At 69.2% G+C, this 20,001-nt stretch carries 17 protein-coding genes and 2 pseudogenes; 12 read left to right on the plus strand and 7 right to left on the minus strand.

Annotation, left to right across the window (positions count from 1 at the left end):
* Positions 1–48 precede the first annotated feature (48 nt).
* The 4 genes from ACFYUS_RS34925 (at position 49) to ACFYUS_RS34940 (ending at position 6,624) form a co-directional block, all read left to right on the plus strand.
* A complete protein-coding gene (locus tag ACFYUS_RS34925) occupies positions 49–1,071 on the plus strand; it encodes an AAA family ATPase (protein ID WP_388861557.1) in 1,023 nt (340 codons plus the stop codon).
* Positions 1,061–4,429 carry an SAV_2336 N-terminal domain-related protein gene (locus tag ACFYUS_RS34930; protein ID WP_388861559.1) on the plus strand — a complete coding sequence of 1,123 codons (3,369 nt, stop codon included), beginning with the start codon at positions 1,061–1,063 and terminating at the stop codon, positions 4,427–4,429. The genes ACFYUS_RS34925 and ACFYUS_RS34930 overlap by 11 nt, the downstream gene beginning before the upstream one ends.
* Before the next feature lie 391 nt (positions 4,430–4,820).
* Positions 4,821–5,885: a transposase gene (locus ACFYUS_RS34935; protein ID WP_388861561.1), complete on the plus strand. Its 1,065-nt coding sequence runs from the start codon at positions 4,821–4,823 to the stop codon at positions 5,883–5,885.
* Between the two features lie 46 nt (positions 5,886–5,931).
* The gene (locus tag ACFYUS_RS34940) at positions 5,932–6,624 is read left to right on the plus strand and encodes a transposase family protein (protein WP_388861563.1); all 693 of its coding nucleotides are present in this window, start codon (positions 5,932–5,934) and stop codon (positions 6,622–6,624) included.
* 149 nt (positions 6,625–6,773) lie between these two features.
* On the opposite strand, the gene ACFYUS_RS34945 is transcribed toward ACFYUS_RS34940, so the two are convergent.
* Entirely contained in the window at positions 6,774–7,292 is a 519-nt protein-coding gene (locus tag ACFYUS_RS34945) for a transposase (RefSeq protein ID WP_388861565.1), read from the minus strand.
* Positions 7,293–7,391: 99 nt separating this feature from the next.
* On the opposite strand from ACFYUS_RS34945, the gene ACFYUS_RS34950 reads away from it, so the two are divergent.
* The 3 genes from ACFYUS_RS34950 to ACFYUS_RS34960 all read left to right on the plus strand — a co-directional run bounded on the left by ACFYUS_RS34950 (position 7,392) and on the right by ACFYUS_RS34960 (position 9,747).
* Positions 7,392–7,901 carry a transposase gene (locus ACFYUS_RS34950; protein ID WP_388861567.1) on the plus strand — a complete coding sequence of 170 codons (510 nt, stop codon included), beginning with the start codon at positions 7,392–7,394 and terminating at the stop codon, positions 7,899–7,901.
* Between the two features lie 171 nt (positions 7,902–8,072).
* Positions 8,073–8,318 carry a hypothetical protein gene (locus ACFYUS_RS34955; protein WP_388861569.1) on the plus strand — a complete coding sequence of 82 codons (246 nt, stop codon included), beginning with the start codon at positions 8,073–8,075 and terminating at the stop codon, positions 8,316–8,318.
* A 28-nt stretch (positions 8,319–8,346) separates the two neighbouring features.
* The gene (locus tag ACFYUS_RS34960) at positions 8,347–9,747 is read left to right on the plus strand and encodes a DUF692 family multinuclear iron-containing protein (protein ID WP_388861571.1); all 1,401 of its coding nucleotides are present in this window, start codon (positions 8,347–8,349) and stop codon (positions 9,745–9,747) included.
* A 115-nt stretch (positions 9,748–9,862) separates the two neighbouring features.
* Here the strand turns inward: ACFYUS_RS34960 and ACFYUS_RS34965 are convergent, their stop codons facing one another.
* From ACFYUS_RS34965 to ACFYUS_RS34975, 3 genes and pseudogenes are all read right to left on the minus strand, one after another.
* A complete protein-coding gene (locus ACFYUS_RS34965) occupies positions 9,863–10,360 on the minus strand; it encodes a hypothetical protein (RefSeq protein WP_388861573.1) in 498 nt (165 codons plus the stop codon).
* Between the two features lie 61 nt (positions 10,361–10,421).
* Entirely contained in the window at positions 10,422–10,826 is a 405-nt protein-coding gene (locus ACFYUS_RS34970; RefSeq protein ID WP_388861574.1) for a hypothetical protein, read from the minus strand.
* A gap of 136 nt (positions 10,827–10,962) precedes the next feature.
* Positions 10,963–11,765, minus strand: a pseudogene (locus tag ACFYUS_RS34975) (transposase family protein).
* 710 nt (positions 11,766–12,475) lie between these two features.
* On the opposite strand from ACFYUS_RS34975, the gene ACFYUS_RS34980 reads away from it, so the two are divergent.
* Positions 12,476–12,760 (plus strand): hypothetical protein, encoded by a 285-nt coding sequence (locus ACFYUS_RS34980; RefSeq protein ID WP_388861576.1) that lies wholly within the window; start codon positions 12,476–12,478, stop codon positions 12,758–12,760.
* A 203-nt stretch (positions 12,761–12,963) separates the two neighbouring features.
* Here the strand turns inward: ACFYUS_RS34980 and ACFYUS_RS34985 are convergent, their stop codons facing one another.
* A complete protein-coding gene (locus ACFYUS_RS34985; RefSeq protein WP_388861578.1) occupies positions 12,964–14,157 on the minus strand; it encodes a winged helix DNA-binding domain-containing protein in 1,194 nt (397 codons plus the stop codon).
* Positions 14,067–14,801: an alpha/beta fold hydrolase gene (locus ACFYUS_RS34990; RefSeq protein ID WP_388861580.1), complete on the minus strand. Its 735-nt coding sequence runs from the start codon at positions 14,799–14,801 to the stop codon at positions 14,067–14,069. The genes ACFYUS_RS34985 and ACFYUS_RS34990 overlap by 91 nt, the downstream gene beginning before the upstream one ends.
* A gap of 79 nt (positions 14,802–14,880) precedes the next feature.
* Between ACFYUS_RS34990 and ACFYUS_RS34995 the strand changes: the two genes are divergently transcribed.
* The 4 genes and pseudogenes from ACFYUS_RS34995 to ACFYUS_RS35010 all read left to right on the plus strand — a co-directional run bounded on the left by ACFYUS_RS34995 (position 14,881) and on the right by ACFYUS_RS35010 (position 17,758).
* Complete coding sequence (locus ACFYUS_RS34995) at positions 14,881–15,855, plus strand: helix-turn-helix transcriptional regulator (protein ID WP_388861582.1); 975 nt, start codon at positions 14,881–14,883, stop codon at positions 15,853–15,855.
* A 120-nt stretch (positions 15,856–15,975) separates the two neighbouring features.
* On the plus strand, positions 15,976–17,043 hold the full coding sequence (locus ACFYUS_RS35000; protein ID WP_388861584.1) for a tyrosine-type recombinase/integrase: 1,068 nt from the start codon (positions 15,976–15,978) through the stop codon (positions 17,041–17,043).
* A gap of 37 nt (positions 17,044–17,080) precedes the next feature.
* Positions 17,081–17,413, plus strand: a pseudogene (locus ACFYUS_RS35005) (transposase); the annotation flags it as partial.
* A 159-nt stretch (positions 17,414–17,572) separates the two neighbouring features.
* A complete protein-coding gene (locus ACFYUS_RS35010) occupies positions 17,573–17,758 on the plus strand; it encodes a hypothetical protein (RefSeq protein WP_388861586.1) in 186 nt (61 codons plus the stop codon).
* A gap of 134 nt (positions 17,759–17,892) precedes the next feature.
* On the opposite strand, the gene ACFYUS_RS35015 is transcribed toward ACFYUS_RS35010, so the two are convergent.
* The gene (locus ACFYUS_RS35015) at positions 17,893–19,746 is read right to left on the minus strand and encodes an IPT/TIG domain-containing protein (protein WP_388861588.1); all 1,854 of its coding nucleotides are present in this window, start codon (positions 19,744–19,746) and stop codon (positions 17,893–17,895) included.
* Positions 19,747–20,001 lie beyond the last annotated feature (255 nt).

The raw sequence follows: 20,001 nt of genomic DNA on the forward strand, positions 1-20,001 counted from the left end.
CGCATCCGCCCTTTAACCGACCCACCGCAGGAACCCTGGAGACCGCGCATGCCCCTCTGGCCCGTCTACACCGGATCGAACGAGCCCCACGACGGCGTCGACGCACTGCCCGACCCACCGCCATGGCGCACCTTCGACGGTGGTCCCGCGCTGCCCCCGGTACCGGAGGAGGAGCCGGATGGCGGTGCTCCGGGCCGGATGCACCGGGCCCGGACGTACCAGCCGACCCCGGAGACCGTGCAGCTCGTCAACGCCGCCCTCTACCTGCGACGCCCCCTGCTCGTGACCGGACCGCCGGGAAGCGGGAAATCGAGCCTCCCGTACGCGGTGGCGAGGGAGCTGAAGTTGGGCCGGGTGCTCCGCTGGAACATCACCAGCCGTACCACCCTCACCGACGGGCTGTACCGTTACGACCCGCTGTCACGGCTGTACGCCGCCGGGCGGGTCGGCACGGGCGAACCGGACGCCGAGGAGACGGCGATCGAGGATCACCTGCGACTCGGCCCCCTGGGCACCGCACTGCTTCCGCACCAGCGCCCTCGCGTGCTGCTCATCGACGAGATCGACAAGTCCGACCTGGACCTGCCCAACGATCTGTTGCACATCCTGGAGGAAGGCCAGTACGAGATCCCGGAGCTGGTTCGGGCTGCACGCTCGCGCCCGGCGGTCGACGTCATGGTCGCTGACTCGGAGGAACGCGCACCGCTACGACACGGCGAAGTCCGCTGCCGGGCATTCCCGTTCGTGGTACTGACCAGCAACGGAGAGCGCGAGTTCCCGCCCGCCTTCCTACGCCGCTGCGTCCGCCTCGAACTCCGCCGCCCCTTGCGTGACCAGCTGGAGGACATCGTGCGCGCCCACCTGGGAGACCTGAACGACCAGGACCTCGCCCTCGTCGACACCTTCCTGCGTCGCGGCAGCGCGGGCGAGCTCGCCACTGACCAACTGCTCAATGCGATCTATCTGACCAGGACATCGGGTCTGGCGGCGCCGTCCAGGGAGGATCTGGCGGAGAAGCTGATGCCTTATCTGGGACGCGCCGCAGAGACATGGGACACAGATGACGTCTGAGCGGAGGCAGAGGAAGGCCCACCGTGTCGACCGGCCCACAAGGACACTGGGTACCCTCGCCGGGCTCCTGGTCCGGGCGGGCGACGAGCCTCCTACCGGCCGTGAACTGGCCGAACTTCTTTGGCTTGCACGACAGATGGACGGCTTTCCCCGGCTCGAAGAAGCCGCGGCGACCGGGACGACGGAGGAGAGCACCGCCCGGCTGGACGAACAGACCGTCCGCGCCCCCATGGATCCGCCACTGCGGAAGGAGTCGACGCCCGAGGCGCCGAGGCCCGTCCCACCCCGGCCGGCCGTCCAGCCGCCGCCGCGGGTCCCGTTGCACACCCCGTTGCCCACACCCCGCGTGCCCGAGCCGGCCCGGGGGCACGATTCCTTGCTCGTGCCCGGACCACCGATGCTCACGAGGCCGCTCGACCTGCAGCGTTCGCTGCGGCCGCTGCGGCGCATGGTCCCGAGTACAGCCGGCTGGGAGCTGGACGAGGCGGCGACAGCCGAACGCATCGCCACGCTGGGCAGGGATTACTGGGTTCCCGTACTCCGCCCCCGGCAGGAGCGCTGGCTGCACCTGCGGATCGTGTACGACGCAGGGCCGACGATGACGATGTGGCGGCCGCTCGTGCGAGAACTGCACACCATGTTCGCGCAGACAGGAGCGTTCCGCACGCTCGATGTGCTGCGACTCGGTCCGGAAGGCCGGCTGCCGCTGCGCCACAGGGAGCGGGGCCGAACCGCCGTCCTCGTCGTCAGCGACGCGATGGGCCCGCAGTGGCGCGAGGGCCCGGCCGGCGTGCGCTGGCGGGCCACGCTCGCCGCACTCGGAGCGGAGATGCCGGTCGCGCTGCTGCAGCCGCTCCCCGAGCGACTCTGGCGGCACACCGCGATGCCCGTCGAGCCCGGCCGGTTCGTCGCCCCTGCTGCGGGAACACCCAACGCGGCCCTGGACTTCGTCCCCTACGACGGCGGCGGCCGTGCCCTCACAGGAGTGCCGCTCCCCGTGCTTGAACCATCCCACGAGTGGCTCGGCCACTGGGCGGCGCTGGTCTCCTCCCCGTCCGGCGCGGAGGTGCCGGGCGCGGCGGCCTTCCTCACTCCCGGCCCGCCGGTGTCCCCGAAGGACGCCCTCGTTCCGGGGGAGGCGGACCCGGAGGAGCTGGTGGTGCGGTTCCATGCCGTTGCCTCACCGCAGGCCTTCCGGCTTGCCGCGCATCTGGCCGCCGGCTCGGCACACCTGCCTGTGATGCGGCTGATCCAGGCGGCCGTCGAGAAGCGTCCCGCACCCCAGCACCTTGCCGAGGTCGTGCTCAGCGGCATGCTCCGCGCCGAGCCCGGCGCGGGCCCAGGTGCGTACGACTTCCGCCCCGGCGTCCGCGAACTCCTCCTCACCGCCCTGCCCCACACGTCCCTGGTCGCCACCGCCAGGCTCCTCGCCCGTGTCAGCACCGAGATCGACGACCGAGCGGGCGCGCTGCCGGGGGAGTTCCGCGCGCTTGTCGAGAGCCTGGAAGGACAGAGCGGGGAACGGGCCGTGGGCCGCCCGTTCGCTCTGGTGAGCAACGAGAGCCTGCGACTGTTATCGGGCACAGAGCGGCAGCCGCCGACCGGCGAGACCGCCGCAGCCGGCCCCACGCACTCGACGACGGACGTCGGCGACGACGGAACGGAGGCCTGGGCGGGGCTGATCGCCGAACGCTATCGGCCGCTCGGACGCAGACCCGACCTGTCCGTCGAGCAGCTGCTCCTCGCCCAGGACGAGGTCATGGACCGCCGAGTCCTCCTGCGAATCCACCCGTACCCGGCGCCCGCCGGATTCCTGGCACGCGTGGACAGACAGCGGAACATCACCCACGCGCACGTCGTACGGGTCCTCAGCGGCCTGGAACTCGACGGTTGCTGCGCGGTGGTCCTGGCGGACCTTCCGGGCACCACGCTGCGCGACCTTCTCTCCGCCAGTCCGGAGGGACTGGACGCAGAACTCGCCATGAAGTGGGCCGCAGCGCTCTGCTCGGCGGTCGTCACCCTGCATGACGCCGGGATCGTGCACGGGCGGATCAACGCCGACCGCGTCCTGCTGTCCGAGAAGAGCGAGCCCCTTCTGACCGATGCCGCCCCGTCCCCCGGCCGCCACCGCATGGAGGACGACCTGTACGACCTGGGACGACTGCTGTACGAACTCGCGACCGGACACCCCCTGCAGCACGGCGTCTCCCCGCTGTCGCCCCGAGAGGTCAGCCAGGACGTGTCCTTGCCCCTGGAGCAGGCCGTGCTAGGCCTGCTCTCGGTCCAGGCCACACACCGCCATGAGGCCGTGCGGCACATGGCGGACCTGAACGCCGCCGGCTTCAGGGGTGCCGGGACGACCGCCGTGGTCCGCCGCCCGAACTACCGCGTATTCGGCCTGGTCAAAGCCTGGTTCGACGCGCTTCCGGAAACGGACGCACTGATCCTGGCCCGGCTGCTGCTCGCCCGCGGCGCCTGGGTCCCGACCGACGATCTCCGTCGCACTCCTCCGGATGCCCTCACGCAGGACGACCTGCGCCATCGGCTCGCCCTCCTCACCGCTAAGGGCCACCCCATCGAAGAGTCCGGAGAAAGCGCCCGGATCGTCCACATTGACGGACGCTTCGACCTGGCCCATGCAGAGAAGCTCCTGTTGGAGATGACGACAGCGGGCAGAAACGGTGACCGTCCGATGAGCGTACGACTCTACCGAGCCGCCCAGATCCTGCTGAGGGACGAGCCTCTGGCAGGCCTGCGAGGCTCCTGGGCCGAGACCGAACGACAAAAGCTCCGCACGCTCTACAAAGGGGCTGTGGACCCCGACCTCGCGGGATCCCGTCTACGGCTCACCGTCTCCGGGACCGGTGACGCATCGGACGTCGACATCTTCGCCAACCGCCTTCAGGCCCGCCGAACCGAGCCCGGTCGGCTGCTTATCCCCCTAGCCCCCGTCCAAGTCGCGGAGCGGGTGGTCCGGGTGGCCGAGCGCCATTGGACGCCCCGCCGTGGCGGGACGCCCGCCACGATGCGCATCGTCCTGGCAGGCGAGGAGACCGACGAAAGGCTCCTCGACGCGATCGCCACAGCGCTGCCCCCGGCTCTCGCGCAGGGACGGCCACGACGGCGCGTGTTGCTCGCCTACCCCGACTGGGTCCACAAACGAGCCGACCTGCGTCTGCCCACCCAGAAGGTGCCGGGGTACAACCGCTGGATGTGGGTGGAGGTCTCCTCGATTCCTCCGCTTGGCCCTCCACCTGTAGAAGGCCGTGGCAGTCTGTTCGGGCGACTGTTCGGCCGCCCGTCGCCTCGGGACTCCGAGGCTGAGGAGGGGGGCGAGTTCGGCCCAGGAGCGGGGTGAGCGAGTGTCGGGCTCGCATGTCGTGTTCATTAAGGATCTTCAGAGTGGTCACCGATCGGGTGACGGCTGTCTGCGGATGGCAGGCGAGGCCTTCGAGCAGTGGTTCGAGATGTCTGACGTCTCAACCGCCGCGACCGGAGGCCTCGTTGGTCACCTATCCTGCCTGTGAGGATGGGAGGTGCCGTTCCGGCGCGGCCTGGCCCGTATCCTGCCTGGCCCGCTTGCGGATGCCCTGAGTGCGATCTGCCGGCTGTGTCCGGAGCGGTGCGGGTCCGCCTCCGAGGCGGGACGCTCGTGTCCGGATAGGTGCTTTACTCCGGCTTTGCCAAGGATCTGACCCTTCTCCCGTCCGGTGGCGTCATGCTTCGGCCAGGGCAGGGAAGGCGCGTTCGTGATCACTCATGCAGAAGTCGAGCGGACCGAGGTCGCCGTCGGCGTCGATGCACACAAGGACTGCCACGTCGCTGTGGCCATCAACATGCTTGGCGTGGTTCTCGGGACCGGATCGTTTGCCACGACCGCTGCCGGCCACCGGGAACTGCTGGACTGGGTTCAGACCCTGGGCCTGGCGAAGCGGGCCGGGATGGAGGGCACCGGTTCCTACGAAGCGGGTCTGCCCCGGGCTGCCGGTGTGGAGGTCGTCGAAGTCAACCGGCCCAACCGGGCGATGCGTCGCAGGCGCGGCAAGAGCGACGTGGTGGATGCGGAAGCCGCCGCTCGGTCCGTGCTCAGCGGTGAGGCGGCGGTCGTGCCGAAGAACGGCGACGGTCCCGTTGGGGCGACCCGGGTTCTGAAGATCGCCGAGGACTCCGCGGTCAAAGCCCGGGTCCAGGCCGTGAACCGGCTCAGATCGGTCCTGGTCAACGCCGGCACCCTGGTGAGGGAGCCGCTGGAGGAGCTGCCTCTGCCTCGGCTCATCGTCCAGTGCGCCCCAGGGGACTGGAAGGGCCTGGGGCCGGCGGAGGCGGCGGTCGTCCACACGCTCGGCTGTTTTGCCCGGCGCATCCAGTTCCTCGACGCAAAGATCAGTGATGTCTTCAAACAGAGGACATCACTGATCCAACAGGCAGCCCCTGACCTGCTGCAATTGCCGGGAATCGGGCCGGACTCGGCTGCCGCTCTGCTCATCGCGGCGGGCGGCAACCCCCGACCGCCTCAGGGGGGAGGCGTCCTTCGCCGCGCTCTGCGGCACCAGTCCGGTCGAGGCATCTCGGGAAAGACCAGTCGGCGCAGGCTCAGCCGTGGTGGTAGCCGGCCGGCCAACCCAGCCCTCTTCCGGGCCGTGCTGTCCCGCCTGCGCTGGGATCCAGCCACCCAGGAGTACGCGCGGCGCCGCACCACGGAAGGCCTGTCCAAGCGAGAGATCATCCGCTGTCTGAAGCGCTACCTCGCCCGAACCGTCTACGAGATCCTCCGGTCCAACCTGGTCATGCCGACCACTCCTTGCAATCCATAGGGGCACCGCACTCGACCTGCCGCACGCACTCGTGGAATGGGTCACGATGCTGATCGTCACCCGCGAGGGTGACCGCCGCTGCAAACCGCGGCCCTCACAGCGCGCCGTCGTCGTCCTGGTCTACCTGCGCGAGCACACCACCTACGCGAAGCTCGCCGCGGGCTCCCGCATCAGCGAAGGCACCGCCCACATCTACGTACAGAGCGTGATCGACCTCCTCGCCGCGAGAGCACCGTCCCTGACGCAGGCCCTGCGCCGTGCGCGTCCCGAGCACGTTCTGGTGGACGGCACCATCGCCGAATGCGACCGGGTCGGCGATCATGAGCGTGACTACTCCAGCAAGGCCCGACGGCATGGCGTGAACGTCCAGGCCGTCACCAACCCGGTGGGCGAGCTGACCTGGTACTCGCCCGCACTGCCCGGCCGCACGGTCGACATCACCGCGGCCCGCATCCACCGCATCATCACCGTCTGTGCACGACTGCGGATCCTCGTCCTCCCCGACAAGGCCTACGCCGGCGCCGGCGGAACCTTCCAGGTGCCCTTCAAACGCCACCTCGGACGCCCCCTCGCACCCGGACAGGGTGCCGTCAACCCAGCACACGCCCGACTCCGCTTCCCCGTCGAGCGGGCCTTCGCCCGCCTCAAGGCCTGGCGGATCTTCCGCAAAGCCCGGAGCAGCCCCCACCGAGTCACGTCAATCACCAAGGCCGTCCTCACCCTGGAGAGGCGTCGCTGAAGATCCTTACTGAACCTCTTTCATCCTGTGCTGGAGGGGGAAATGAGCTGGTCAGCGGGTGTGGTGAGTGACGAGGCAGGGACCCTCGTCGTCGGCGTGTTGATTCCACTCGACACGCCAACGACCGAAGGGGGTGCTCCTGTCTCTCGTCAAGCGGTGCTCTGGAGAGGGGTTTCTGTGGTGACTGTGCAGGTCAGGGCTCTGTAGATCTCACGGGCTATGTAGCGCTTGAGGCATCGGATGATGTCCTTCTTCTGCAGTCCCTGTGCAGTGCGGCGGGTGACGTAGTCGCGGGTGCGGGCGTCGTGTCGCATGCGGACTACGGCGATGCGGTAGAGGGCGGCGTTGGCGGACCGGTCGCCGCCTCGGTTCAGGCGATGACGGTCACGTCGACCGGACGACGCCGGGATCGGAGCGGTCCCGCACAGATGGGCGAGCGCCGCCTCCGAGTGGAGGCGCTCGGGGTCGTCACCCACCGCGGCCAGAAGCCGGGCCGCTGTCTCCGGCCCGACTCCGTAGACAGCGAGAAGGCCGGGTGCCGCCTGAGCGGCAAGCGTGGCCAGTTCAGCGTCGTACTCGGTGATTTCGAGGTCGAGTCGCTGGTAGCGGCGGGCAAGGCGACGCAGAGTGAACTTGGCCGCAGCCGCCGGCTGGACCATCGGCGTCATCACCCGCCGTCTGAACCTCGACCGCACAACCGTGCGCCGCTTCCGCGACACCGACCTCGACCAGCTACTCGCCTCCGCCGAGAACGCCGCCCGGCAGGTGTGCTGGAGCCTTTCAAGCCCTACCTCAACACCCGATTCACCGAGACCCTCGGCCAGGTCAGCGGCAGCCGCCTCTTTCTCGACATCCGAGAACGCGGCTACCGCGGCAGCCGCCAGGTCGTCCGCGAACACCTCGCCGCCCTCCGCGCCGGCAACGCCGAACCCGTCCGGGCCGCCACCCCCAGCCCCCGCAAGATCACCAGCTGGATCATGGGCCCTCGCGAGACCCTCACCGACCAACAGGAGAAGCGGCTACTCGAAGTCCGGCTCGCTTGCCCGGACATCACCCGGGCCTGCGACCTCGCCCGAGCCTTCACCGGCCTGGTCCGCCACCGCCGCGGACCCTTCCTGCTCGAATGGATCCGACAAGCCGAGCAAGACGCCCCGAAACCGATGAGCGGCTTCGCCGGCTTCCTCCGCCAGGATCTCGACGCCGTCACCGCCGGACTCACCCTCCACTGGAGCTCCGGCGTCGTCGAAGGCCACGTCACAGGCACCGACGAGCCTTGATCCGCAAAGCCGCTGGGACCGCCATGCCTCCGGGTGCTCTGAGTCGCCCTCACCCGGGTGCGCCTGCGCGCCTTCTCGTGACGTGTCGGGGCGTCCCTGCATGATGTGGAGCGGCCGTCCAGGCGCCGAAGACTGCCGCACGCAACAGGACCCGACCTACAGGGAGACCCCATGCCGAACAACACGCTGGCTGGACCGGTGCCGGACCCGTGGCTGGCGGCGGTCAACGTCACGGTGCCGGTGTCCGTGGCCAACGACCTGGACAAGATGCAGGGTGTGATCAAGGACGTGATGACGCAGCTGGGGTGCCCCACGTGCCACTCGGGGAGGGACCTCCGCATCACCATCGCCCGCGACTTCGTGGTGGACCCGGAGGGCCAGGTCCAGCCGGCGGTCGCCGCCTCGTTGACCCGCTGACCCAGGGCCCGTCGTGACGAGACTAGGGGTGGGACTCACCTACGTACCGGGTCTCGACCACGTTCTCCACGAGGTTGCCGACCTGCTCGACGTCGTCGAGATCGAACCGCAGAGCCTGTGGCGAGTCCGGGGAGATGGCGAGATCTCGATCGACGAGGACGTGCTGGGACGGCTTTCGGATCTTCCCGGTGCGCGCCTGCTGCACGGGGTCGGCAATCCGGTCGGCGGCTCCTGCCTTCCCGACCCGCGGCAGACAGCGCTCTTCGGGGAACTGGCCGGGAGGCTGCACGCGCCGTGGGTCAGCGAGCATCTCGCTTTCAACCGGGTGGCGGACCGCAGAGGTTGGTTCCACACCGGGTTCATGCTGCCGCCCTGCCAGACGGAGGCGGGCGCCCACGCGGCCGCCCGGTCCATTCGCACCATGGCCGATGCACTTCCGGTGCCCCTGGCCGTGGAGATCGGCACGAACTACCTCCGACCGCGCCCCGGCGACCTTCCCGACGGCGCGTTCGTCAGGCGGGTCGCAGAGAAGAGCGGCTGCGGTCTGCTCCTGGACCTGCACAACGTCCTGGCCAACGAACGCAACGGCCGTGGCACGGTGGACGACCTGCTGGCCGACTTGCCCCTCGACCGGGTGTGGGAGGTACACCTGGCCGGCGGCTCCGAGTACCGCGGGTACTGGCTGGACTCCCATTCCGGGCTCCCCGACGACGACCTGCTGGCACTCGCCGACCGGATCCTGCCGCAGCTGCCGGCCCTGCGCGCAGTCCTGTTCGAGGTGACGCCCTCGGCCGTACCGGATCTCGATGCGGGCGCCATCCGCGAACTGCTCGTGACGCTGAAGGAGATATGGCCCCCGCAGGCCCCCCTCGCACGGCTGTCGCCGCCGCTTCCGACCGACGTTCCGCACCCGACCAGAGGAGAGACGACCACCCCGGGCGACTGGGAGCTCGCCCTCGGCAGTCTGACCGTCGGCCGCGATCCCGGAACACCGCTGGCCCAGGAACTGGTGACCGACCCGGCGATCGGGCTGCTCCAAGACCTGGTCGCCGAGTTCAGGGGCAGTGCGCTCGCGGGCACCCTCCGGTACACGATGCGGCTCCTGTTCCTGACGCTGGGACCGTTCGGTACGGGCGAGTTGCTCAGCGGCTACACGCGCTCGTGCCCGCCCCGCCTCTTCGCCTCCGAGGAAGCGTTCGCGTTCGCAGACCACCTGCTGGAGGCCCGGCCGCCCGTCCCCTGGCTGACGGACGTCGTTCGGCTCGACCTCGGCCTCCTGCGCGCGCGACTCGATGGCTCACCCTGCACCGTCGGTCTGCGCACCGATCCCACCGCGCTCATGACGGATCTGGGAGCCGGGCGGCTACCGGTGGCGCCGCCCCAAGGCCACTACCGGGTCCGCCTCGTCGATGACGGTTCACTCGCCTGACCGGGTACGAGCGCTCGGGCCGGCGGGCGAGCCGAGTATGCGAGGGCCACAGGGTGGGGGACAGGCTCGTCGAGGCGATCGACACCCCGAGCGCCGGCTCAAACAGCGCGACCGGCTATCCGGACGAATCAACGAGGCTTACCGTATAACCGACGATGATTTTGGCTACTTCTTCACCACCCAAGAGGACTCTGTAGTCGCATGAGACGGCCTTGAATCCGTCGATCTCGTCAAATGACACCTGACGTCTGTAAGAGCCTTGATATTTTTCGTCGGGATGAACATGAAGTACCGAGTCCAGGACATCCTCCGTCAGATGCTCGTCAAATATCAACATCTGATTGACATGTCCTTCGGTTTCCTGTTCGAAATGAGAAACCGTCAGTCGCTTCGTGATGTTGTACGTGAGACTCTTGCCCGGCGGAAGGAGCAGTGCTCCACTCGGATGCATCGGCTGTCCATCGTCCCGCGAGTACAGAGTTTCCGCCTGAAACACCTCGTCATCGTTTATAGAGCGTACGATTTCTGCACTTAGGGCACCCTTCGGCGCTACGTTTCGAGGGCCGACATTGCGTATGGTCGCCAATGTGACGTCAATTGTCTTAGTGGCCATAGCGTTCCCGCCTTACCTCTATCTCTCATGGCTCGGATCTCGGTTGATCGATTCTGGGCCCTCACCGGTAGCGCGCACCGTCTTTGTCATCAGCAGTATCTCGCGCACCTGCTGCTTCAGCATGTCGACAGATCATGCAGACCAGGCGATCTGCCTCGGTAGAAGTCAGCCCGGTGACGGCCCCCGTGAGGATCATCGGGAACCGCCGTCCGGCACCAGACTGTGCGTGCCCTTGGGATTCGATCCGTATCTCAGGTTCCTGGGGCGTCAAGGCAAATGGGCGCACATCAGCCGTGTGCCGCATGGGCAACCTTTCCGTCGACGCGATTTCCACGATGGGTAGGAGGGTCGGACGTACTTCATGGTGTTTGCCGAGATCTTCGACGTGAACGTAATGCCCCACAGGTTCTTCCGCTGCCGCCATCTCCAGCCATGCGTATTCTGCGGATACTTCGGTGGACCACACGTCCGCTGCATCTTTGAGTAGAGCTCTTTGGTTTTCGGGTCTAATGAGCCCGTGCACGGTAAGCGGTGGGACGCGAGGGCTTCGGTGGGCCTGCTACTCACCTCTGCCGTCGTGGGTCCAGGTCACTGAGGCGTTTTCATCCTGAATAGCCGCAGGTCAGCAGCGTGTGGACGGCTTGGGCGATGGTGCCGATGCGGCGAGTGGAGCATCTGGCCCGCCGGAGGATGCGCCAGGACTTCAGCTGCGCGAAGGCGCGTTCGCCGGGTGCTCTGAGTCGGGCGTGGTCGCGGTTGTACTGCTGGTAGTGCTCGGGTTGTTCGTGGTGTCGGTAGTAGGGGGTGCGGACGGTGGCGCCGGCGCCCTGGTAGGCGCGGTCCGCGAGGACGAGGACCTGCCGGGTCAGACAGGCCTGGACGATGCCGTGAGCGCGGGCCGCGGTCAGATCATGAGTGCGGCCGGGTGTCGCGCGGGAGAACCACAGCGGTGTGCCGTCGGGCCGGGCGATGACCTGCACGTTCACGCCGTGCTGCCTGTGCTTTTACGAGTAGTACGGCTCGTCCGCCTTGATGCGGTCGGTGGGGATCAGGGTGCCGTCGACGATGACGAAGTCGTCCTCACCCAGGCCGGTCAGGGCCTCGTGCAGGCCCGGTGCCCACGCTGCGAGGACGTCCAGGGTCTCGTCGACGTACCGCCAGGCAGTGACGGTCGAGACGCCGAACCCGGCCGCGAGCTGGGCGAACGTCTCGTTCTTCCGAAGGTGGGCCAGAACGAGCAGTGCCTGCTTGAAGCAACCGAGCCGTCTCTACGGCGAGTTCAGCTCACGCCTTCGAGCGTGGATGAGCCAGGAGACATGCTCGACCACTCGTGCGGGACGTCGAGCATGGAAGGATACGGAACCAACAGGGCCCCGGTCGCCGGTGTGATGAGTGAGATCACCACGCAAACGATCAGAGGCCCTGCCCTGTCACGCCCCCGCCCACCAGGCCATTTCACCCTTCCGGCACGGGATGAAAGAGGTCCAGTGACCCTCCGGTCTCGAAACAGTCACACCCCTGCAGGTCACCGCCCGGGTCTACGCGTCCGTCCGCTCGTCGGCGAGCGGTCCACACCATCCGACGCGAGTTGAGCCGCACAGCGACCCTCGCTGGTGCAGTCGTCGCCGAGTGGGCCGGCCGTAGCGGACGGCCCACTTGGCGTCCACCAGCTCGTCCAGGATCTTGGGGGCGCGACCGGCGGCCTCTTCCGGCGCGGCGCGTACCGCTTCGAGGACGAGTTCCAGGCGGGTGAGTTCCCGTGCTGCGGCAAGGGCCTGGGTGGAGTCGGTTCGCTGTCTTCTGCGTTCCTTGCCCTTTTGCGCCCTCGCCGGTGTATCAGACCACCCGCTACGCCACCCGGCCGAGCACGCCGAACTCCTGTGCCCCGTCGACGTGCTGAGCAGACTCGCGCGAGCCAGGAACTGCGCACGGTACTCACCACGCTCTCGAATCCAGCCGACACCGCTCACGAACTCCCTGTCGAGCAGGGTGGAGGTGACTCCGGCAGCCCCGCTCCCCGGCCGTCCTCTTCCTCCTTTCCCGCAAGAACGGTTGCCGGGCCACTTCCAGCCGGCGCACCTCGACGATCCCCGAACCGCAGATCTCGGAGGCGCCTTGGCATGCCAACTGCTCCGTTTCCTCGCCGACAAGCGCGCCTATTCGGGCGACGTGCTGAGCGACACCATGAGGATCATCACCCGGATCGGCGGCCGCGGGCCTGTGGCACGGTGGGCTCAGTTCGCACTGCACCACGTCGCACACCGCTACGGCCTCCCGCGCTACCGCCCCCGGCAGCCCAAAGAACCGGCCCACCTGCGCACTCACGTGTGGGCGGTGAGCGCGACGGCATTCACCATGGCCCCGCTCGCCTGGCGAGCACTCGAAGCCGAGACCAGCTGACCCGGTCCACCCCGTACGCATAGAAAGAAACGAACACGCGGCAGCATGGGCAGATCCGGCTTCCGCGCCTGACCCCATGCCCGCGCCTGACCCCATGCCCGCGCCTGACCCCATGCCCGCGCCTGACCCCATGCCCGGGCCGGGCACGACTGCCCGGCCCCCGCACCTCGGCGGACGCCGTCGGCCAGTCCTCGGCAGAGCGGTCATGACCCACCCTGCAGGAAGCGGGCGACGGCCTCCTTCTCCATGGCGATGCCCGGCTCGATCCGAGGTGGGACAGGCTCGAACGCATCCACCTGGATGGAGCGCGCGCCGGAACCACGAGTCCAGGTGGCGATGGCCAGGCCGTCGGCGATGACGGTTGGCCGGATGAGGCCGCCTCCCGGCCAGACGCGGGCCTGGTGCAGAGTGGGGACGGACACTTCCCGGGTGCGGTAGCCGACCAGGTAGTTATCGAAGGCGGGCAGCATGCGAACGTCTGCCGTGCGAGATGTACTCGCTGGTTCCTCCAGGCGCCCGGCGAGCATGGTCAGTGCGCCGTACTCGGTGATCACGCCGGATTCCGCCAGCATTTTCCAGGCCCTGCGGGCCCAGGTGACCGGCAGCCCGGACCAAGAGGCGAAGTCTTCCAAAGCGGCGGGGGCATGCGCGGCCAGGTAGCGACGAGCCAGCTCGGCGAGAGCAGGGTCTCCCTCCCGCTGGGCGCCCCCGGTGGTGGGCAGCCAGTCGTCGAGCAGCACATACGTGGCCTCACCGGCGCGCTGCGGGCCATGGCAGAGGATGCCGGTGAGTGCCGCGTGGCGGATCAGGTGGAAAGGCGCCTGCCCGTCCGGCGGAATACCGAGGGTGGTGAGGCGCTCGGTCAGCTCGGCCCGGGTGAGTGGGCCGTGCGCGGCAAGAACGCGCCGGATGAGATGGTCGGCGCGCCGGCGCAGCTCGTCGTCCAGGCCCAGCTGTTGGTAGCGGCGGCTGGTTGCGGCAAGAATCCGAGGGGCGAGCAGTTGCAGGACCCAGCGGGCATCGTCGCTGGGGATGGTGTGCAGGGTGCCGCGCACGTACCAGTTGCGGACGATGCTCCGCTCCTTTTCGTAGGCCGTGCGGATGGCCTGGGCGGTGATGTCCCGGCCGCGTACCCAGATGCCCAGGTCGGCGGCCGTGGCGTCCTGGGCCTGGATGGCGAAGACCCGTCGGACGACCGCCTCTGCAGAGGCCTCGCATGCTCCGCCGGCCAGGGCCTGCGCACAGGCCCGCAGCCTGCGGACGCTCTCGTGGCCGGGCAGCGGGCTGTGTCTCTCGGCCGGCGCGGTCAGGAGACGGCCTTGTCGAGGACACGGGCGAGTTCGGCGGGCGCGGACAGCATCGGCCAGTGCCCGGTGGGCAGGTCGAAGCGCCGCCACGGCGGCTGGTTCAGGTAGGTCAGCATCGGCACCCCGGCTTCCAGCAGCCCCGTGAAATCACGGCAGGCGATCAGGACACGGTCCACGCCAGGACCGGGCTCGGCCGGGCCGGCGAGACGCTGGGTGAAAGTGCCGAACGGCTGGGGAGTGGCATGCGAGCGCAGAACGTTCCGCCGGCCCTCATCGAGCCCGTCGAGGCTGCTGGACAAGCCCAGGACCTCAAACGGCGGCATCGGCAGCCGCCACCCGTCGCCGGAAGCGTCGACCTGCCGGCGCAGCTGGTCCGCTGCCTCCGGCGGCATCAGGTCGAGCATGCACATGCCCGCGGCGAACGGGGCGCTGTCCACGTACACCACGCGCTCCAGCCGGTCGCCGAGACGTCCGGCTGCCCCGGTCACCGGGGCCGCCGCGTAGCTGTGGGCGACCAGCGTGACCTCGCGCAGACCGTTCCGCTCAACGAATCCGGTGATGTCCGCGATGTGCGTGTCCAGATCCGTCTCGGGTCCGCCCTGGTCGGCGTGCTCGGCCAGGCCCGTCAATGTCAGCGGCAGCGCCGTGTGGCCGCGCTCCCGCAGAGCGCGGGCGGTGTCTTCCCAGGCCCATGCCCCGAGCCAGGCGCCGGGAACAAGTACGAAGGTGGCCATGTGATCTCCCAGAAGTAGGTGCTGCCCGGAGCGTAAAGTCGATACAGGACAGAATCCGCCCTGAAATGCCGAGTGATCCATGTCGCATCCCCTGACCCGTGTCCTGACCCTGCTGGAACTCCTCCAGTCCAACGCCCGGCTCACCGGGACGGAGCTGGCCGACCGCCTGGACACCGACGTGCGCACAGTGCGCCGGTACATGTCCCACCTACGGGACCTGGGCATCCCCGTGGAAGCCGAACGCGGCCGCTACGGCGGCTACCGACTCGCCCGCGGCTACCGCATGCCACCCCTGGTCCTCACCAACGACGAGGCCCTCGCCGTCGTTCTTGGCCTGCTCGCCGCGGACCGTCTGGGCATGGGCACCGCCGCGCCGGCCACTGCCGGCGCCCTGGCCAAGATCGAACGGGTGCTCCCGCAGGCCCTGCGCGAACCGCTCGCCGCCATGCGGGAGACCCTCTCGTTCACCGCCAACGCCGTCATCGGGCAGGCACCCGGAACCGGCGTCCTGCTGGCACTGGCCCAGGCCTCCCGCACCCGGATCACAGTCGGTATCAGCCACCAGTCCTGGCGCCAGGAACACACCGAACGCGACATCGACCCCTACGGCGTGGTCTTCCACACCGGCCGCTGGTACGTCGTCGGCCACGACCACCTTCGCGACAGCCTGCGCACCTTCCGCATCGACCGCATCACCTCCGTCATCCCCCGGACCTGTCACTTCACCGCCCCCGGCGGCTTCGACCCCGTCGCCCACCTGACCTCGACCCTGGCCCAGGGGCTCTACCGTTGGCAGGTCGAGGTGACGATCCACGGCCCGCTCGATGAGATCGCCCGCCGACTGCCGCGCTCCGCGGTGACCCTCACCGCCCAGCCCACCGGCGTCCTGATGCACACGCGGGCAGAACGACTGGACGGCATGGCCCACATGCTCGCCTCCCTGGAATGGCCCTTCACCATCCACCAACCCGACGAACTACGGCAGGCGCTCAAGAATCTGGCCGACCAACTCACCGCAGCCGCCCAACGAAGGCCGGAAGAACTACCGCAGTAAATGCCGGATTTACTGCGGCGGAGCCCCTACCGCGATCATCGCGACCTGCGGCGGGGCATTCCGGCCGCAAAGGCGAGGCGTACGCGTTTACTGCGGCAGGGCCGGAAGGGCGGGGCGGGCGTGACGATCGAACCAGTGACCGAACTCGGGAGTGGGGGCGCGCTTCGGCTGTCGCGCGCCCGGGTGGTATCCCCGTCCGCCCCGCCATCGTCGTACACCGGGGCGGTCGAGCGGTACCTCACCGGCGCGGGCATCGCGAAGTCCTCCGCCCGGATCTACCGGATCTCGCTGACGACGTGGGGATGGATGCTCGCCGGCGAACCCGCGCCGACCGGACCCGCCCGCCGGGGAGCGAAGCCACCCGTCTTCCCCGTCACCGGCATCGACGACCCGGCACTGCCGGAGGCCCTGGCCGAGCTGGCGGCGGCGCGAGCGGACGAGATGGACGCCGACACCGTCAACCGGGAACTCTCCATCGCCCGCAAGGCGATCGGCTGGTGGCAGCGCCAGGGCTGGATCGACGGCGACCCGACGAGCGGCATCGAGCGACGGCCGGCCCCGCCGGACCGCACCAAGGCCCTCGCCGAGAACCAGATCGCCACACTGTGGCGCCTGGACGTTGGGCTCAGGGAGAAGACGTTCTGGAAGCTCCTCTACGAAAGCGCCGCACGGGCCGATGAGGTGCTGTGCCTCAACGTGGAAGACCTCTACCCGCAGGACAAGCGCGGGAAGATCACCGCCAAGGGCGGGGCGACCGAGTGGATTCACTGGCAGTCCGGCACCGTCCAGCTCCTGCCCCGACTGATCGCCCGCCGTACCCGCGGCCCGCTGTTCCTCACCGACCGCAAGGCCCCCGCAGGAACGCCGACGCTCGACGTGTGCCCGGAGACCGGCCGGGCCAGGCTCTCCTACCGCCGCGCCGAGGAGATCTTCGAGGAGAACAGTCGGCTGCTGGCCAACCCGCTCGCCTCACCCGAGGACATCGAGGACCTGGACGGCTGGACGCTCCACCGGCTCCGGCACTCCGCGCTCACACACGACGCCGAGGACGGCACCTCGACCCCGATGCTGCTGGCCCGCTCCCGCCACGCCTCCGTCCGCTCTCTGGAGCGGTACGCCCGCCCCGGCGTCGACGCGGTCGCCCGACACGTTGCCGAACGCGACCCCGCCTCACGTCGGCGCACGTGATCCCCGCCGTTTGTGGCTGGTGACAGCATTCTTATCGGCACCCCCACATCCGAGCGTGACCAAGGTATGGGACGACGGCGGCTATCAAACCAGCGTCATTCAGCACGGCGCCCGCCTCGGGATCGATGTGGAGGTGGTGCAGCGACCGAAAGAGAAGGGTTTCCAGCCGTTGCCCAAGCGGTGGGTGATCGAGCGGCCCTTCGGCTGGCTGATGCGGCACCGCCGCCTGGTCCGCGACTACGAAGCCCTCACGCAGAGATCCCGAGCGATGATCCACTGGGCCATGGCTAGCAAAAAGAGCCGCGAACTCACCGGAGAATCCGCACCCACCTGGCGAATCGAAACGGACATGCCACCCACACCGGCGTGAACGTCGATCAGATGCCCTCCAAGCTCCTCAATGAGATGGGTCCGGGGAGCCCGTGCCCCTTCTGGCAGTGTGGGGGTGGTGCGGTGCATGGCGTCGAAGCCGTCCTGGTAGGCGTTCTGGAAGCTGACAGAGCGCGACCAGCGCCACAAGCTGGTCTCGGTGGACGGTTCGGCCTTCTGCGTCGGCTCGAAGGACCTGTACCCCTGCTGGTTCCAGGACTTCGGCTACGTGGTCGAGAGCCCTGCCGCCGCGCGCCAGTTGGCCGACGGGCTCCTCGCGCCGCAGTGGAAGGACTCGCAGGCGACGGCGACGTACGACCACACGCGCGGCATCTGCCAGGGCTGACGCTCCCGGATCGGGGATCCGTTCGGAGGAAGTGCGTCTTCATGGACGACAGCGAGGGCGCCTGTCTCCAAGGGCGGCCCCTGAGCCGCACGTCGGCCGGCGCCGGGTTCCCGGCGCCGGCCGACCCGGGTCGGTCAACCGGCTCGGATGAGCCCGGCGGTGGCGGTGGCCGGTTCGAGGGCGGGGGTGCCGTTGTAGGTGGCGGTGTAGCCGAGGTGGAGGAGGACGGCGACAACGGGGCAGAGGCCGGTGCAGGTCGCGACGCCTGCTGCGTTGGTGGTCGCGCTGCACACGGTGGTCGTGCCGACGGCGAACTTCACGGTGGCACCGCTGACGGGTCTGCCGGTGGTGGCGTCGGTGAGGGTGGCCGACAGGTTGAGATTGATGTTCAGCTGGCCGGGGGGCAGGGAGAACAGCAGGGGAGCGGCGGTCAGTTTCGTGGTGTCCCGGGTGTAGGTGTAGCGGTCGGCCGGGCTGGTGGTGCCGGCCCCGGCAGGGGTGGTGACGGTGACATCGGCCGGCCCGGCGGTGGTGGCGGCGGGGGAGGTCGTGGTGATCTCGGTGTCGCTTCGGACGGTGAACGAGGCGGCCGGGACGGCGCCGAAGGCGACGGCGGTCGCGCCGGTGAAGCCGGTGCCCGTGAGGGTCACGGCGGTGCCACCGGAGGCCGGACCCCTGGCGGGGCTGACGGCGGTGATCGTGGGCGCGTACCGCTGGTAGGTGTAGGTCCCGGCGGTGACGGTCCGGCCCCTGGCGGTCAGCGAGACGCCGACGGTGCCGGCCGTGTGGGCGGGGGCGGTCGCGGTGACCGTGGTGTCGTCGACCACGGTGACGCCGCTGGCGGGGGTGCCGTCGAACGTGACGGCGGTGGTGCCGGTCAGGCGGCTGCCGGTCAGGGTGACGGTGGTGCCGCCGGAGCTCGGGCCGTGGTCGGGGGCGATGGCGGTGACGGAGGGCGGGACGGCCCTGCTCATCGCCAGACCCCTGGGGCGGGAACCGGTGGGGACGGTGGCCGTGACGGTGAGGGTCGCGGTGTCGATCACCGACATGGTGTTGACGAAGGTGTTGGTGGCGTAGACACGGGTGCCGTCGGGGTCGGCCAGCACGCCGCTGGTCCCCGCGCCGGTCGGGACCGTGGCGACGACGGTGTGGGTCGCCGTGTCCACGACGGAGACCGAGTCGCCTCCCCGGTTGGCGATGTAGACGAGTCCTCCGTCCGGTGCGACGGCCACGCTCTGCGGCAGGCTGCCGACGGGGACGGTCGCCGTGACGGTGTTGGTGGCGGTGTCGATCACGGAGAGGCGGTTGCCGTTGTAGTCGGCGACATAGACGTGAGCGCCGTCGGGGCTGACCGCCAGCCCGGCCGCGTTCCCCACGGGGACGGTGGCGGTGACGGTGTTGGTCGCGGTGTCGATCACCGACACCGTGCTGCTGGAGAAGTTCCCGACGTAGAGCCGGCCGCCGTCCGGGGACAGGTCCAGAGTGTCCGGGAAGTCGCCGGCCGCGATGGTGGCGGTGACCAGGAGGGAGGAGGTGTCGATCACGTCGACCCCGCTGGGGCTGTCGGTGTGGACCACGTACGCCCGCTCCCCGTCCGGAGAGATGACCACCGACTGGGGCGTGCGTCCCACCGCGACGGTGGCGGCGACGGAGTTGGCCGTGGTGTCGATGACGGAGACCGAGTCGCCGGCGCTGTTCGCCACCCATGCCTGGGAGCCGTCCGGCGTGAGCGTCACGCCTGTGGGTGCGCTGCCTACGTCGATCGTGGCCGTTGTCGATCCGGTCGTCGGGTCGACGGCGCTCACCGTCCCCGCACCGGCGTTGGTGATGTAGACCAGCTGCCCCGGTCCGGCCGCGTTCGCCGGCCCGGCGGGAAGCACCGCGCCGGCAGCGCCGAGCAGCGCGGCGGCCAGCGCCGCGGCTGTCCCGCGCCATAAGCGGCGTGGTGCCCTGCCGCGTCTGTGGGGCCGGTCGATCGTGAATGCCATGGGCTGTGCCTCTCGGAGAGAACTGACCGGAATTCTTTGCCGGACTCGTCAACTCATGCTATTGACAGATAGCCTGATGGACTTTCACATGTCACATATCGTCCAGATCCGCTCGCTGAATGATTTCTTTTGATCGCTACGCATTGCTCGTCTCGCGGAGATCGACACCGACCGGTACTGCCCCTGGCACCTCGACCGGCAGCGGCCGTGCGGCCACGCCCTCCCAGGGGCGCGGCCGCACGGGGCGGGATCGGG

It is taken from the genome of Streptomyces sp. NPDC004284, from assembly GCF_042874035.1.
GTDB lineage: Bacteria > Actinomycetota > Actinomycetes > Streptomycetales > Streptomycetaceae > Streptomyces.